Below are 15,958 nucleotides of genomic sequence, written 5' to 3'. Positions count from 1 at the left end.
TAATCTATATTTAAATTTATTCATTTATCCAGGGAGTAAGGACATGGTGATAAAGGTATCGAAGCGCGGTCAAAATGTATTACGCGATCCTATTCTTAATAAAGGAACGGCGTTTAGCGCAAAAGAAAAGGAAGCACTTCATCTGTTAGGGTTGCTCCCTTGTAATACTGAGACTATAGAAGAACAATTATTACGTTGTAGAGATGCTTTTTCCGCCAAGACCACTCCCTTAGAGCAACATATCTACTTAAGAGCACTACAAGATCGCAATGAAGTGCTTTTTTACCGGTTTGTGTTGGATAATCTTGAAGAAATGATGCCAATTATCTATACCCCGGTCGTTGGGGAAGCGTGTCAGTACTTCCATCATATCTATCGCCAACCTAGAGGTTTATTCATCAGTTATCCTGAGCGCGACAAGATGGATGATATATTAAGTGCTGTCGCAAAACTTCGTAAGGTGAGCGCCATTGTTATAACGGATGGTGAACGAATTTTAGGACTAGGCGATCAAGGCGTGGGCGGACTTGGAATTCCTATCGGTAAATTATCACTTTATACGGCTTGTGGAGGCATCAACCCTGCTGAGACGTTACCGATTGTTCTTGATGTTGGAACCAATAATAAAGAACGTTTAGAAGATGTTGAATATTTAGGGTGGCGACACACGCGACTTTCGGGCGAAGAATACTACGACTTCGTGGATCATTTTGTTCAAAGCGTAAAAAAACATTTTCCTCAAGTGTTGCTTCAATTTGAAGATTTCGCTCAACAACATGCTTACCCTTTACTCGACAAATACAAAGATGAACTGTGCACGTTCAATGATGACATACAAGGAACCGCAGCAGTAGCGGTAGCTGGGATTATCGCTGCCACTAAAACCAGTAAAGTCCCGCTTAAAGAACATCGTATTGCACTGTTAGGTGCGGGTTCTGCTGGATGTGGAATCAGTGAGCAATTAGTTCATGCCTTGATGAATCAGGGCTTGAGTGAAGAAGAAGCCCGCGATCGTTTTTATTTAGTGGATAGAAACGGGTTAATTCATGATGGCATGGATAATTTATTACCGTTCCAAAAGCCATTCGCCCGTAAACATGAGGACTTAAAAGACTGGCGTTTACAAAGCTCAGGAGCAATCAGTATTACCGATGTAATTCACAATGCGAAACCCACAATTTTATTGGGGGTTTCTGGTCAGCCCAAGCAATTTACCGAATCTATGATAAAAACCATGGCCGAATATTGTGAACGACCCATTATTTTTCCTTTATCGAATCCAACCTCAAGAGTTGAAGCAACCCCTCATGATTTATTGCACTGGACCAATGGCAAAGCACTGGTGGCAACGGGAAGTCCTTTTGACGCAGTTACAATTCATGGAAAAACCATAGAGATCGCTCAATGCAATAACGCTTATATTTTTCCAGGCGTAGGCTTAGGTGTTGTGGCCGGTAAAGCGAAGCGGGTCACGAACAAGATGATGATGGCCGCAGCCATGGCCTTAAGTGAGTTGGCCCCTGCTAATAAAACAGGTGAAGGAAGATTGCTTCCTGAGTTACATACGATCCGGTCGGTAAGTCGCCACATTGCGAAGGCGGTGATATTACAAGCCATTAAAGAAGGACATGTTGAAAATAAAACCGATGTCGAAATTAAAAAAGCCATTGATGAAACTATGTGGGAGCCAAAATACCAATCTTACATTACCGATTAACCCATAGGAGCGAACCATGATTAATCCTTTAACCTATGACCCAAAGGGTGATAAAAAAAATTCTGATTATTTTAATGAATACCGCATTAAAATATACGAGCGAAGAAAATCGAGCGGATTAGACGATTTATTGGGCGATATGGCAGCTGTGGTCGTGCAAGTTCAAACCGGAGATGCATTAGACTATTTAAAAGAGCTGTATTTAATGACCCCATATCGTTATGCCGCAAGTTACATCAGTGATACGCATAAAATTTATTGCCTAACCAATATTCAAGAAGCCCCAATTTATATTGTTATGGAACCATTAGACCCCAATTTTAAAGACGATATTACGCGGGTTAATAAAATGTATCCTAATGCGCGCGAAAAATATAATGCCCGATACGTGGGTGAGATTTTCAAAACCAAAGACACCAAAGAAACCAAGAAAATCTTAATGTCTCATGATTTTAACTTTCACGATCCTGACATTACTGAAAATAAATTTTATTGCAATCAGCATTTTCAATTTACCCGCATGTCCGATCTGACGTTTAACAGCACTGGCTATACCAGCGACGATCTATTTAATTTTGATTCCCTGGAGTTAGGACAACCTTTTTCCTTAACCGAAACGCAACAAAAAGAATTAGACAAAGTTGATCAATTTACTAAAGACAAGGGGACTAAGCCCCTCATTAAGGGCATTGATCATATGGCCACTCGAATCCTTGCAGGCGAACGTGAAGATGCCATTTTAGAATTTCTCTGCCTTTCAAATTATTATTTCTGGGGCGCTTACAATATTGATGATATGAATTCATCTACGAATGTGAATCGTTGCTTGCACGGAAATGATATTCGTTCTCCTGCGAAAGTATTTACGGCAAACAATACACCGTATATGGTTAATTCGTTTAAAAATTTACCCATGCCAACAGAAAACTTTGTTCGCAATTATGGGCGACGAATGCATCATATCGCAATGGAAGTGGTCGATGGCGATCATCCAAGCGGAGGTAAAAATATTGACTATGTCATCAGTGTTTTACGTGATTCGGCCCATATTGGATTTTTGGCCAAAGTCTTTGGAGCTTGTGGTGATACCCCAGATTTACAACAAATTTTTTCCAAACATTCACCCTTATCCTTACTGATTACCGAGTACGTTGAGCGCTGTCATGGATTCGATGGATTTTTCACCAAAGAAAATGTGGCTGCTCTCACGGAAGCGGCAGGACTTGATGAAACGGTACGTGTTCATCATAAAAAACATGGGGTAGTCGGGGATTAAGTTAAATCTTTTTAATTAGGAAGCTCATCTCTGTGGAGCTCCTAATTAAAAGCCTCATTTATTTCATCCAGAGTTTGATTAATAATACTTAAATTCTTCAATATTCAATAACGCGTTTGTGAATTAACCCAAGGAAGATAACAATGAGCCATGATAAACTTTATCCTGTGCCAGAACAATTTGCCAACCAAGCGTTGATTAACGAAAAACAATACCATCAGCGTTATCAACATTCGATTGAGGATCCAAAGGGATTCTGGGCAGATCAAGCACAAGAATTTATAACCTGGTTCAAACCTTGGTCAGAAGTCTTACAAGGCGGCTTTAACGATTTAAAGGTCAAATGGTTTTTAAATGGGCAACTGAATGCTTGTTATAACTGTCTTGATCGCCATCTTGACCAACGCAAAAATCAAATCGCAATCCTCTGGGAAGGCAATAATCCAAATGAAAGCAAAACCCTCACCTATAACGAGCTTTATCTTGAAGTCTGTAAATTTGCCAATGTATTAAAACATCTTGGCGTTAAGAAAGGCGATCGGGTTTGCATTTATTTGCCGATGATCCCCGAAGCCGCTATTTCTATGCTAGCCTGTGCACGAATTGGCGCGATACATTCTGTGGTCTTTGGCGGCTTTTCTCCAGACTCGTTAAAAACTCGGATTTTAGACGCGCAATGCAAGCTTCTTATTACCGCCGATGAAGCCGTTCGGGGTGAAAAAACCGTTTCACTTAAAGCGAATGCAGATAAGGCCCTGCAAGATTGTCCTGACGTTGAGCATATGATTGTCATTCAACAGACTGGTGGCCAAATCCAATGGAATACAGAAAAAGATATCTGGTATCACGAAGCGATGTCTAAGGTAAGTGATAATTGTCCAGCAGAAACCATGGATTCATCCGATCCTTTATTTATTTTATATACCTCTGGCTCAACAGGGAAACCCAAAGGGGTTTTACATGGCACTGGCGGATACATGGTTTATGCCGCCACAACTTTTAAATACGTCTTTGATTATCATGATGGTGATATTTTTTGGTGTACCGCGGATGTGGGTTGGATTACTGGGCATAGCTATTTAATTTATGGGCCTTTAGCAAGTGGGGCGACGACCTTAATGTTTGAAGGGGTTCCTAATTACCCAACTTATGCCCGCTTTTGGGAAATCATTGATAAACACCAGGTTAATATTTTTTATACCGCTCCAACTGCCATTCGTGCCATACGCCGCGAAGGAGATGCTTTCGTGGAACAAACCCACCGCAACAGCCTTAAATTATTAGGCTCTGTTGGCGAACCGATTAATCCTGATGTTTGGGAATGGTATTTTGAGGTGGTTGGCGAGAAGCGTTGCCCTATTGTGGATACCTGGTGGCAAACTGAAACAGGTGGAATCATGATAACCCCTTTGCCTGGTGCGACTCCGTTAGCGCCCGGATCAGCATCATGGCCATTTTTTGGGGTGATGCCAGAGGTGGTCGATGAACAAGGCAAGCCTGTAGAACCGAATCAACAAGGCAGACTGGTTATTAAACAACCTTGGCCTGGCATGATGCAAACAATTTATGGCGATCATGAGCGTTTTGTCGATGCTTATTTTAAAGAGGTTCCAGGATATTACCTAACTGGGGATGCAGCTTATTACGATGAGCGAGGTTATTTCTGGATTGTTGGGCGCACAGACGATGTGATTAAAGTTTCAGGCCATAGGCTAGGCAGTGAAGAACTTGAAAGCGCATTATTATCTCATCCTGCTGTTTCAGAAGCGGCCGTGGTTGGCATTCCTAATGAAATTACAGGCGAAGAGATTTATGCATTTATAACCACCAAAGCGAACGTAAGCCCTTCTGAATCCTTAAAAGAGGAACTTATTAAAAAAGTGCGCGATGAAATTGGACCGATAGCAAAACCAAAAACTATTCAGTGGGCTCAGGCTTTACCTAAAACACGCTCGGGTAAAATCATGCGGCGTATTCTTCGAAAAATAGCGGAAAATGAATTTGATGAACTTGGCGATACATCCACCTTAGCTGAGCCTGATGTGGTTGAATCGCTTATTTTGGACAGAACAATCCTCTCTAAAGCCACTTAACGAACGATTTAATGAGGGATATACTTAGGCTTGTAGTAAATCACTTTTTTCAATGTGCTTAACCGGAGTATTTCAGCTATTCACTCAAAACTAAAAAAAACAAATTGGTGTGTTATTACTGGTGCGCCTTCCTCTGGAAAAACGACTATTATCAATGCTTTATCTGTGAGAGGATTTCAAACGGCACCAGAGATTGCACGAGCTTACTTAAAACAATTACTGAATGAGGATCCAGAAGCCTTTGATAATTATCGAGGCAAATATATTGTCCAAAATAAAATTTTAGAACTGAAAATGGCTCGGGAAAACCAACTACCGTCTGATGCCTTAATTTTCTTTGATCGAGGGATTCCGGATAGTTTAGCGTATTATCGGTATTATCAGCTTGAAACAGACCAAGTCATGGAAAAGATGCGATTGTATCAATATGCTTATGTGTTTTATTTAGAAGGGCTACCTGTTATTTATGATGAAATACGCCATGAAGATGAAGTCGAAGCTCGCAAAATAGGGGAACATATCTACCAGGCCTATAGGGATTTAGGCTATCAAGTCATCCGCATTCCGCCTGCTCCAGTTGAACAGCGCATAACCTTGATTTTATCTTCTATTTCAACGTCGTGCCTAAACCAAAAATAAATGTATTAAGGAATAATCATGAGGCAAAATGTTTTTGTAAACCGAATTTTGAATATGAAAAAAATCAAATACATCGGTTTAGATATGGATCACACGTTAATACGTTACAAAACAGAAAACTTTGAACGATTAGTATATAAACTCGTTATTGAACACCTGATTCAAGAAAAAAATTACCCAGAAGCAATTAAAGCGTTCAAATTCAAATTCGAGGATGCGATACGCGGATTAGTTGTGGATAGCAAAAATGGCAATATTTTAAAATTGAGTCGTTACGCTGCTATTCGTCAAAGTTTTCATGGCACAAAACCTATTAAATTTACTGATCAAAAAGAGTTTTATCGCAGCATTTATGTGGATTTGAATGATCCCAATTACATGGCGATTGATACCTCGTTCTCAATTGCGTTTTGTGTTTTATACGGCCAGCTTGTTGATTACAAAGATGAGCACCCTGACTTGTTACCCAGTTATCATTTGCTTGCTTTGGATGTGTTAAAGGGCGTAGACGAAGTCCATGCCACTGGTCATTTAAAACAAACTATTATTAAATCGCCCGATGATTTCATCATTTGTGATGAAGAGGTCGTTCTTGGTCTTAAGCGCTATATTAAACACGGTAAAAAAATATTTATTCTAACCAATTCTGATTATAAATACGCAAAGCAATTGCTTGAATTTGCAATCACGCCGTATTTAGAACCAGGGAAAACTTGGTGTGATTTATTTGAATACGTGATAACACTCGCCAATAAACCTCGTTTCTTTTATGACAAAAGCCGTTTTTTGAAGATTAATCCAAATGATGGGATGATGACTAATACAGAAGGTCCTATTACCCCGGGGATTTATCAAGGCGGTTATGCGACTAAATTTACCGAAGATCTCGACTTAATAGGAGATGAAATTTTATACATAGGGGATCATATTTATGGGGATATACTGCGTTTGAAGAAAGACTGCAATTGGCGCACGGCTTTGGTTGTGGAGGAGCTTGGCGAAGAAATTGAAGCGCAAGTAAAAGCACGCCCCATTGAGGAACAAATTGTTGCTCATATGAAAATTAAGCGCAAACTAGAAGATAAAGCGGTCGTTTTACAGACCAAAAGTTTTGAAGAGCGAACCGATAAATATGATGAAGAGCTAGACGCCATACAAGAAGAAATCATTGCACTTGATAAGCATATTGCTCAATTTATCCAGCAGCAACATCAGTTTTATAACCCAACTTGGGGACGAGTTTTTCGAACCGGGGCTGAAGAAAGTTATTTTGCCTATCAGGTTGATCGTTTCGCCTGCATTTACATGGAAAAATTAGCAGATCTTTTAGAACATTCGCCGTTAACTTATTTTAGGGCGAATAGACGTCTGTTAGCGCATGATTTAGATCATATCGAAGATTAAGTTTAGACAAGTTTAGGAGACGTTGCCTATACTTAAAGAATAAATACCCGACAAAGGATTGTCCCATGTTTGACTTAAACGAGCTGACTATTAATCCAGTCATTGTGTGCAACTTGATACAACGGGCTAAAGAGTTTCACGCAAAGGAAGAAGTGAGCATTCCAGAAGCGAGTCCCAATACCGAATACGAATATGATTGGGCGCAAGTGTTAGCGGATCATTACGATGATCTCACCTACCTAGAAATAAAAAATGCGATCGTATCTCTGCCCTATGACAAGCGGGTGGATTTATTAGCCTTGATGTATCTTGGTCGTGAAGACTTCGTGGAATGGGAAGATGCAAGGGCAGCCGCTATTAATAACCTGCCCTCGAACTTGACCGATTATTTACTCGGGCACCCTTTTCTTTCCGATTATCTTGAAAAAGCATTAGCCATGTTCGGTCAATCCTGTGAGGAATAGTCGTCCGGTTTTAGGTATTACCTAAAACTGGACCATGCATTTTCAGCAAGCTCTACTTTCTGACCACAATGTTATTTTCTACTGAAGCCACGCCAGGGACTTGACGAGCAATCATTTCAGCCGTATCGCTTTGACGAATCGTTTTTACGTAACCGCTTAAATAGACTACGCCTTCAGAAGTCTCAACATGGAACGTAAATGGGCGTAAATCAGGGCTGCTTTTTAAAGCCTGTTGCACGGATGTGCTGATTTGAGGATCGTTAGGACGAAGTTGAAACAACCCCTCTCCAGGCATATATTGACACCCGAATAACATCATTAAAGCACATCCTGCCAGAATGCTACGAATAATCTTGCTCATAAAAATTCCCCTGTAAATGGATTAATTTATATACCCGTGATCTTCCAAAATGCGTGATGTATGCTTTTTCTTTTCCGCCGTGCTGCATTTTAAAAAACTCGCAAGGAAATGAGCCATTACTCGCTTTTTAAAATGCAGTAGGACAAACAATAAAGGCGCGTAAAAACACGCATTTTGAACGATCACGGGTATAAATCATCTAACCAATCGTACATCACTGCACTGGCAAAAGCTGCGTTTCCAACCTGACAATGAGAACTCGCGCCTTCAAAATCAGTGAATTGATAACAATTGGCATTTAGTGTTTTACAAAACTCCTCATATTGTCTCTTAGGCTCAGGTCCCTCACCTTCTCCGATTAAAGCAAGACTAGGGCAGTCGATATTATTTAAAGCCTCTCCAACGTTAAACTCCCTCATATAAATAAAGGTATTTTTAAAGGAACGGCGACCGTATCGAATCATTAATTGTTCGCTACGAACTTTAAGCTCTTCTGGAAATTCAGCATCTGGAATATTTTTTAGATCATTTATTGTAAAATCATCAGAATCTGACATCTCAGCAGGATCCATTCCAGTAAATGAAGATAAATACGCATGCACATCAAGCACGGGTGAATTGGCGATTAATGCTTTAACTCTTGGCTCATGACTTGCCGCCCTAGTCGCAAAATAACCTCCAATACTAATACCTAATAGCGCTAAGCGCTCCATATCCACTTCTTCGCGAAACTCAAAGGCATCAATGACTTTGGCAACAACATGCTCAAAATCAGGCTCGAAATACGTATCTGGGTCATTTCTAAAGATATCCATTTGTCCTGGACCTGCAAATAAAATCACATTATAGTTACGTTCGATACCTGCTAGGCCATTCATGAAAAATGACTCCTCTAAGGTGCCATCAAACCCATTTACAATTAAAATGGTTTTGCGCTTCTGGCCATCGTTCTCAGGAGAAATAAAATAAACGGGAAGATAAATATGTTTATACGGGAGTGAATGACTTTCAAAATGAACATCCATAGAGCCTATTGCAGTGACAAAACATTCTGCAGAGCTCAACCCCAATCGCCTGTGATGTTCAGAAAGCGTCGAGGTGTAATATTCAGCCGCACGAAAAGAATTACACGCTTTAAATAATTGTTGTCGGCCACTAACCACATGATTTTTTCTTAATCGCTCAAGACCATCTTCTTTTTGCCAGGTCGCTTGTTGCTCAAAAGCTTTTACCCAGTCTTCGGTGTTACCCTCTCGTATTTTATCAGCAATATTGAAGCACTCACCTACCGATGCAGCGTTCGCAGAGGTGGCTCCGAGCTGTCGTAGTAACTGAAAATCCATTTCAGGATTGTCAAATCCTTTTATTTGTATTGATCCTCGGCTGATCGGGTTCATATTTATTCCTGTATGAATAGTATAATATCCTAGAAGCATCGCGTAAGTTATCCCAAAAGCGAAATTTCAGCGACGCTTTTAGTATTGTAAATTAATTTGATAATAGCAAATATACCCATTCCACCTGAAGATACTAACGTTTGAATGAGCAATTGACATAGATGATCTCGCTATTATTTGCTGAACCTCATTAAGACAATGGATGAACGGCTTCACTATCACACATAGCCAAATCAAATGAGCTGGATTGTGCCTCAACTTGACGAGCTAAATCACGCAACGCTGTTCGCATTCCTTCTTCGATCACCGGGTGATAGAACGGCATTTGCAAGACCTCGAACGCCGTTAATTTCTTGAAAATAGCCCAGGCTAAAAGATGAGCCATGTGTTCCCCATCAGGCGCGATGAGTTCAGCACCCAGTAGCTCTCCTGTTTTTTTCTTACCATAAATTCGCAGTATACCTTTGTTTTCCTGCATGATTTTAGCACGACCTTGATTGGAATAGTCCACCTCACCAATCACAATAGTTTCTTCTTTTAGTTCTTTAAACGATTGTCCAATCACAGCGATATTTGGCTCTGTAAACAAAATGCGAAGAGGGGTTCGACGGCGAAAGCATTGCGTTGAATTCACCGCATTAAAGCCAGCAATCCGGCCTTCATCCGCGGCCTCATGAAGCAAAGGTCGCTCTTGGTTGACATCACCCGCGATAAACAAGGAAGTATCCTTGATTTGCATCGTAGTTTTATCAAATACAGGGAGTTTTTTTTCATCGTGCACAATTCCAAGCGCTGTTAGCCCTAGACCATCAAGATTGGGTTTTCTTCCGATAGCAGCAATCACTTTTTCTATGGGTGTTTTTTTATCTCGTACAATCATTAACGAGCCATTTTCCATGGTTAATGAAACTTTTTCATTTAAAACCAAAGAAAATTCCTCTTTAAATACATCAACGGCCACCTCATTGACTTTGGGATCCGTTAACCCTCCAATAAAATTGCCTTCATTGTAAATGGTAAGTTTAATCCCTAACCGAGATAAGGCCTGGCCAAATTCTAATCCAATACTACCCGCACCGATAACTGCCAGTTCGTTAGGTAAATCTTGTTGTTCAAAAATCGTTTCACTGGTTAATAATTTATCTTTAAAAAAACGCCAAGATTCCGGAACAACACTGCGTGATCCGGTAGCAAGGATAATTGATTTCGCTTGGATTTGTTGTTGCCCGACTTGAATTAAATCCTTGGCGATGAGTTGAGCTTCACCACAAATAAAGTGGTCATCTAATGATTTTGTGAATTCAACCACACTTTGAGTAAAGCGATCGCGCATCTCCCTCACGTGAGCGAGAACGTCTGAAATTTTGACGTGGACAGAATCCGCGCCATAAATTCCCATAGTTTTGAAATGGTGGCGGTGATGATAATAATTAGCCGCTTGCAATAAGACTTTAGAAGGCATACAACCCACACGAGCGCAGGTCGTGCCAAGTGGGCCCCTATCAATAACAACCACATTGTTTGTGTTTTTTTTTACTTCCTTATACGCGGATAAGCCGGCGGTACCGGCACCAATAATAGCTACATCCACTTCCCTGGCCATAGACGTTTCCTCATAACAATAGAATCATGCCTTTAAGCATAGTCCTATCTACATAGACGCGCTACCTTACCCGTGATCACAAGTAAGGCGTCTCAATTAGTCTTAAATTTTAGTTGGCAATACAACATGCCAACGTACCGCAGTTTATCCGCGGTATGCAGTTGTATGATGGCGGGGTGGCTCAGGTGGAGGAACGCGCTCGGATTCTGGCGGCCTATGAGAAGAATCAAAAAATCTTGGGGTTCTGCTAACACCCATAGCCGGTTTCTGCGCTTTTTCCTCGGGAACGTTTGTCGCACAATAGTTTGAAGAGACTCGTCGAATTTTATATCCTCTGTTTGTTAATACCTTATCTCTAAACTGATCAAGACAAGACTGCCAGTGGTTTTCATGTTGCTTACCGTCAACTTCTATAATTTCTTTTGTTTCCGGGATCAAAATATCAACAAAAAACCCGTGGACAAACGCCTCCAACGCATATTCTTTTCCGTGAGGAACCAACGATTGAATGATCCTAGGGGTCAGCATGCTTTGAGGTTTACAGCTTTTTATCAAAGATCTTAAAGCCTCCACATCCAATTGATTATCCATTCTTAGTAAACCAATACCCATTAAACATTGGTTTTTTTGAGGAACGGTAAATTTATCTATATTTTTGAAAATGTTTGTTAATAAAGAAACAATCCCATTTTGTAATTCTTCACCTACATCCTCTTCCCAAAGGAGAATACCTAGCGCCCATAGACTATTAGCCATAGTTTGCGTGTTGACATCGTTCTTTGAAACGAGCTGTTTCAATAAAATCAAAACCTCTTCTTTTAGTTCTACACCATTCAAATGACCGCTTTCAGAAAGTTTTCCTAGCGCCCATAGACTAATGGAAATTTCTTGCGTATGGGAACCCTTCTTTGAAACGAACTGTTGCAATAACATCAAAACCGTTTCTTTCAGTTCTACACCATTCAGATGACCGCTTTCAGCGAGTTTTCCTAGCGCCCATAGACTATTGGCAATAACTTGCGCGTGGGCATCTTGCTTTGAAACGAACTGTTTCAATAAAATCAAAATCTCTTTTTTCAGTTCTACGCCATTCAGATGACCGCTTTCAGCGAGTTTTCCTAGCGCCCATAGACTATTGGCAATTTCTTGTGCATGGGAACCCTTCTTTGAAACGAACTGTTGCAATAACATCAAAACCGTTTCTTTCAGTTCTACACCATTCAGATGACCGCTTTCAGCGAGTTTTCCTAGCGCCCATAGACTATTGGCAATAGCTTGTGCATAGGCATCGTTCTTTGAAACGAGCTGTTGCAATAACATCAAAACCGTTTCTTTCAGTTCCACACCATTCAAGTGATCGCTTTCAACAAGTTTTCCTAGCGCCCATAGACTATTGGCAATATGTTGCGCATTGGCATCGTTCTTTGAAACGAGCTGTTGCAATAATTTCAAAACCGTTTCTTTAAGTTCTACACCATTCAAATGGCCGCTTTCAGAAAGTTTTCCTAGAGCCCATAGACTACTGGCAATATGTTGCGCGTTGGCATCGTTCTTTGTACCGAGTTGTTGCAATAACATCAAAACCGTTTCTTTCAGTTCCACACCATTCATATGATCGCATTCACAAAGTTTTCCTAGCGCCCATAGACTATTGGCAGTTTCTTGCGCGTGCGCATCGTTCTTTGAAATAAGCTGTTTTAATAACATCAAAACCGTTTCTTTCAGTTCTACACCATTCAGATGGCCGCTTTCAGCGAGTTTTCCTAGCGCCCATAGACTATTGGAAATATGTTGCGCGTGGGCACCTTTCTTTGAAACGAGTTGTCGCAATAACATCAAAACCGTTTCTTTCAGTTCTACACCATTCAAATGACCGCTTTCAGAGAGTTTTCCTAGCGCCCATAGACTATTGGAAATAGCTTGCACGTTGGCATCTTTCTTTGAAACGAGTTGTCGCAATAAAATCAAAATCTCTTTTTTCAGTTCTACACCATTCAAATAACCGCTTTCAGAGAGTTTTCCTAGCGCCCATAGACTATTGGAAATTTCTTGCACGTTGGCATCGTGCTTTGAAACGAGCTGTTGCAATAAAATCAAACCCTCTTTTTTCAGTTCTACACCATTCAAATGACCACTTTCAGAGAGTTTTCCTAGCGCCCATAGACTATTGGAAATTTCTTGCGCGTGGGCATCTTGCTTTGAAACGAGCTGTTGCAATAATATCAAAACCTCTTCTTTCAGTTCTACACCATTCAAATGACCGCTTTCAGAAAGTTTTCCTAGCGCCCATAGACTATTCGCAATAGCTTGTGCGTGGGCATCTTTTATCTTTGACCTGAACTGGTGAAGCAAAAGCAAAACTTTCTCTTGTAAAGCATCGAGTTGAATATTGGAGAGGGTTAGCTTAGCCATTCGATGTAACGAGGTGGATACGTCTCTTGGAGCAAAGGAATCAATGGTACTGCTATTAATTAAGGAGACCGCGTTTTTAGCACAAACTTGCTTGTATTCTATCCATTCTGCTGTTGTATATTTCCCTTCTTCGGCGCTAAGAACAGGATTTATCTTCTCAACCTGTATTAATAAATACTGAATTACATTGCCAGGATATTGGTTACGTCGATCGTCACTGAAGGGGCGAGAACGATACAACGTTTTTATGAACGCTATATTTAAATTTTTAGAATCTTGGGCGTACAGTTGGTCAAGTATACTCACGAATACCACATTTAATAATCAAATTGGACTCGATGATAGCACAAATGAGGCAAAATAGATAAATCATTAGTAAGGACTGCTTGGTTGGGATGAACATTTGTTATGACTCGGAGGGCAATAGAGGTGACTCCCATCGCGCCATCCGAGTCAGGTGCTTGCAATTAGCCTTAAGTGTTAGTTGACAATACAACATGCCAACGTGCCGCAGTTTATCCGCGGTATGCAGTTGTATGATGCCGGGGTGGCTCAGGTGGAGGAACGCACTCGGATTCTGGCGGCCTATGAGAAGAATCAAAAAATCTTGGGGTTCTGCTACCACCCATAGCCGGTTTCTGCGCTTTTTCCTCGGGAACGTTTGTCGCACAATAGTTTGAAGAGACTCGTCGAATTTTATATCCTCTGTTTGTTAATACCTTATCTCTAAACTGATCAAGACAAGACTGCCAGTGGTTTTCATGTTGCTTACCGTCAACTTCTATAATTTCTTTTGTTTCCGGGATCAAAATATCAACAAAAAATCCGTCGACAAACGCCTCCAACGCATATTCTTTTCCGTGGGGAACCAACGATTGAATGATCCTAGGGGTCAGCATGCTTTCAGGCTTACAGTTATTTATCAAAGACCTTAAAGCCTCCACATCCAGTCTATTATCCATTTTTAGTAAACCAATACCCATTAAACATTGGTTTTTTTGAGCAATTGTAAGTTTATCTATATTTTTGAAAATGTTTGTTAATAAAGAAAAAATTCCATTTTGTAATTCCTCACCTACCTGCTTTTCCCAAAGGAGAATACCTAGCGCCCATAGACTATTGGCCATAGTTTGCGTGTTGGCATCTTCCTTTGAAACGAGCTGTTTCAATAAAATCAAAATCTCTTCTTTCGGTTCTACACCACTCAAATGACCGCTTTCAGAAAGTTTTCCTAGCGACCATAGACTATTAGCAATATCTTTCGCATTGGCATTTTTCTTTGAAACGAGCTGTTGCAATAAAATCAAAACCTCTTTTTTCAGTTCTATACCATTCAAATGCCCGCTTTCAGCGACTTTTCCTAGCGCCCATAGACTATTGGCAATAGCTTGCACATCGCCATCTTTCTTTGAAACGAGCTGTTGCAGTAATATCAAAACTTCATCTTTCAGTTCCATACCATTCAAATGACCACTTTCAGAGAGTTTTCCTAGCGCCCATAGACTATTGGCAATTTCTTGCGCGTTGGCATCCTTCTTCGAAATGAACTGCAATAATATCAAGACCTCTGCCTGCAGTTCTATACCTTTCAAATGACCACTTTCAGAGAGTTTTCCTAGCGTCCATAGACTATTGGCAATATGTTGCGCGTGGGAATCTTGCTTTGAAACGAACTGTTGCAATAACATCAAAACGGTTTCTTTCAGTTCTATACCTTTCAAATGACCGCTTTCAGAGAGTTTTGCTAGCGCCCATAGACTATTGGCAATTTCTTGCGCGTGGGCATCTTTCTTTGAAACGAGCTGTTGCAATAACCTCAAAACCACTTCTTTCAGTTCTACACCATTCAAATGAGCACTTTCAGAGAGTTTTCCTAGCGCCCATAGAGTGTTGGCAAGACCTTGCGCGTTGGCATCTTGTTTTAAAAGGAGCTGTTGCAATAACCTCAAAACCACTTCTTTCAGTTCTACACCATTCAAATGGCCGCTTTCAGCGAGCTTTCCTAGCGTCCATAGACTATTGGCAATATGTTGTGCGTGGGCATCTTTCTTTGAAACAAGCTGTTGCAATAATATCAAAACCTCTTCTTTCAGTTCTACGCCATTCAAATGGCCGCTTTCACAGAATTTTCCTAGCGCCCATAGACTATTGGCAATATCTTGTGCGTTAACATCTTTTATCTTTAACTTGAGCTCTCTAAGCAAAAGCAAAACTTTATCTTGTAAAGCATCGAGTTGAACACTGGAGAGGGTTAGTTTAGCCATTCGATGTAACGAGGTGGATGCGTCTCTTGGAGCAAAGGAATCAATGGTACTGCTATTAATTAAGGAGGTCGCATTTTTAGCACAAACTTGCTTGTATTCTATCCATTCTTCTATTGTATATTCTCCTTCTTTGGCGCTAAGAACAGGATTTATCTTCTCAACTTGCATTAATAAATACTGAATTACATTGCCAGGATATTGTTTACGTCGATCGTCACTGAAAATGCGCGAACGATATAACATTTTTATGAACGTCATATTTAGATTCTTAGAATCTTGGGAATACAATTGGTCAATAATACTCACGAATACCACATTTAATAATCAA

General features: G+C 40.5%; 11 protein-coding genes. 6 read left to right on the top strand and 5 right to left on the bottom strand.

The annotated features are described in order from the left end of the window. Positions 1–43 precede the first annotated feature (43 nt). The 6 genes from E1O47_RS09360 (at position 44) to E1O47_RS09335 (ending at position 7,593) form a co-directional block, all read left to right on the top strand. Positions 44–1,717 carry an NAD-dependent malic enzyme gene (locus E1O47_RS09360; protein ID WP_133130996.1) on the top strand — a complete coding sequence of 558 codons (1,674 nt, stop codon included), beginning with the start codon at positions 44–46 and terminating at the stop codon, positions 1,715–1,717. A gap of 16 nt (positions 1,718–1,733) precedes the next feature. Then, positions 1,734–2,993: a hypothetical protein gene (locus tag E1O47_RS09355; RefSeq protein WP_133130995.1), complete on the top strand. Its 1,260-nt coding sequence runs from the start codon at positions 1,734–1,736 to the stop codon at positions 2,991–2,993. 143 nt (positions 2,994–3,136) lie between these two features. Further along, complete coding sequence (acs, locus tag E1O47_RS09350) at positions 3,137–5,086, top strand: acetate--CoA ligase (protein ID WP_133130994.1); 1,950 nt, start codon at positions 3,137–3,139, stop codon at positions 5,084–5,086. A 54-nt stretch (positions 5,087–5,140) separates the two neighbouring features. Next, positions 5,141–5,725 (top strand): AAA family ATPase, encoded by a 585-nt coding sequence (locus E1O47_RS09345; RefSeq protein ID WP_165475090.1) that lies wholly within the window; start codon positions 5,141–5,143, stop codon positions 5,723–5,725. A gap of 18 nt (positions 5,726–5,743) precedes the next feature. Continuing rightward, positions 5,744–7,129 carry an HAD-IG family 5'-nucleotidase gene (locus E1O47_RS09340; RefSeq protein WP_133130992.1) on the top strand — a complete coding sequence of 462 codons (1,386 nt, stop codon included), beginning with the start codon at positions 5,744–5,746 and terminating at the stop codon, positions 7,127–7,129. A 65-nt stretch (positions 7,130–7,194) separates the two neighbouring features. Then, the gene (locus E1O47_RS09335) at positions 7,195–7,593 is read left to right on the top strand and encodes a DUF3775 domain-containing protein (protein ID WP_133130991.1); all 399 of its coding nucleotides are present in this window, start codon (positions 7,195–7,197) and stop codon (positions 7,591–7,593) included. A 52-nt stretch (positions 7,594–7,645) separates the two neighbouring features. Here the strand turns inward: E1O47_RS09335 and E1O47_RS09330 are convergent, their stop codons facing one another. The 5 genes from E1O47_RS09330 to E1O47_RS09310 all read right to left on the bottom strand — a co-directional run bounded on the left by E1O47_RS09330 (position 7,646) and on the right by E1O47_RS09310 (position 15,936). After that, positions 7,646–7,954 (bottom strand): BON domain-containing protein, encoded by a 309-nt coding sequence (locus tag E1O47_RS09330; protein ID WP_133130990.1) that lies wholly within the window; start codon positions 7,952–7,954, stop codon positions 7,646–7,648. A gap of 182 nt (positions 7,955–8,136) precedes the next feature. Continuing rightward, entirely contained in the window at positions 8,137–9,351 is a 1,215-nt protein-coding gene (locus E1O47_RS09325) for an alpha/beta hydrolase family protein (protein ID WP_133130989.1), read from the bottom strand. A gap of 190 nt (positions 9,352–9,541) precedes the next feature. Then, positions 9,542–10,954, bottom strand: a complete 1,413-nt coding sequence (locus E1O47_RS09320) for a dihydrolipoyl dehydrogenase (protein WP_133130988.1) — start codon at positions 10,952–10,954, stop codon at positions 9,542–9,544. A 144-nt stretch (positions 10,955–11,098) separates the two neighbouring features. Next, complete coding sequence (locus E1O47_RS09315; RefSeq protein ID WP_133130987.1) at positions 11,099–13,672, bottom strand: DUF559 domain-containing protein; 2,574 nt, start codon at positions 13,670–13,672, stop codon at positions 11,099–11,101. A 209-nt stretch (positions 13,673–13,881) separates the two neighbouring features. Beyond that, positions 13,882–15,936, bottom strand: coding sequence for a DUF559 domain-containing protein (locus E1O47_RS09310; RefSeq protein WP_133130986.1), 2,055 nt, complete (start codon positions 15,934–15,936; stop codon positions 13,882–13,884). Positions 15,937–15,958 lie beyond the last annotated feature (22 nt).

Origin of the sequence: Legionella yabuuchiae, assembly GCF_900640115.1 — a bacterium.
GTDB classification, from domain to species: domain Bacteria; phylum Pseudomonadota; class Gammaproteobacteria; order Legionellales; family Legionellaceae; genus Legionella_A; species Legionella_A yabuuchiae.
Note: the sequence above shows the minus strand (reverse complement) of the source record. Positions and strands in the feature narration are given on the sequence as shown.

Excerpts from the sequence above, each read along its gene's own strand:
- E1O47_RS09360 (WP_133130996.1), top strand. The coding sequence starts at position 44 with ATGGTGATAAAGGTATCGAAGCGCGGTCAAAATGTATTACGCGATCCT.
- E1O47_RS09355 (WP_133130995.1), top strand. The coding sequence starts at position 1,734 with ATGATTAATCCTTTAACCTATGACCCAAAGGGTGATAAAAAAAATTCT.
- acs (WP_133130994.1), top strand. The coding sequence starts at position 3,137 with ATGAGCCATGATAAACTTTATCCTGTGCCAGAACAATTTGCCAACCAA.
- E1O47_RS09340 (WP_133130992.1), top strand. The coding sequence starts at position 5,744 with ATGAGGCAAAATGTTTTTGTAAACCGAATTTTGAATATGAAAAAAATC.
- E1O47_RS09335 (WP_133130991.1), top strand. The coding sequence starts at position 7,195 with ATGTTTGACTTAAACGAGCTGACTATTAATCCAGTCATTGTGTGCAAC.
- E1O47_RS09330 (WP_133130990.1), bottom strand. The coding sequence starts at position 7,954 with ATGAGCAAGATTATTCGTAGCATTCTGGCAGGATGTGCTTTAATGATG.
- E1O47_RS09325 (WP_133130989.1), bottom strand. The coding sequence starts at position 9,351 with ATGAACCCGATCAGCCGAGGATCAATACAAATAAAAGGATTTGACAAT.
- E1O47_RS09320 (WP_133130988.1), bottom strand. The coding sequence starts at position 10,954 with ATGGCCAGGGAAGTGGATGTAGCTATTATTGGTGCCGGTACCGCCGGC.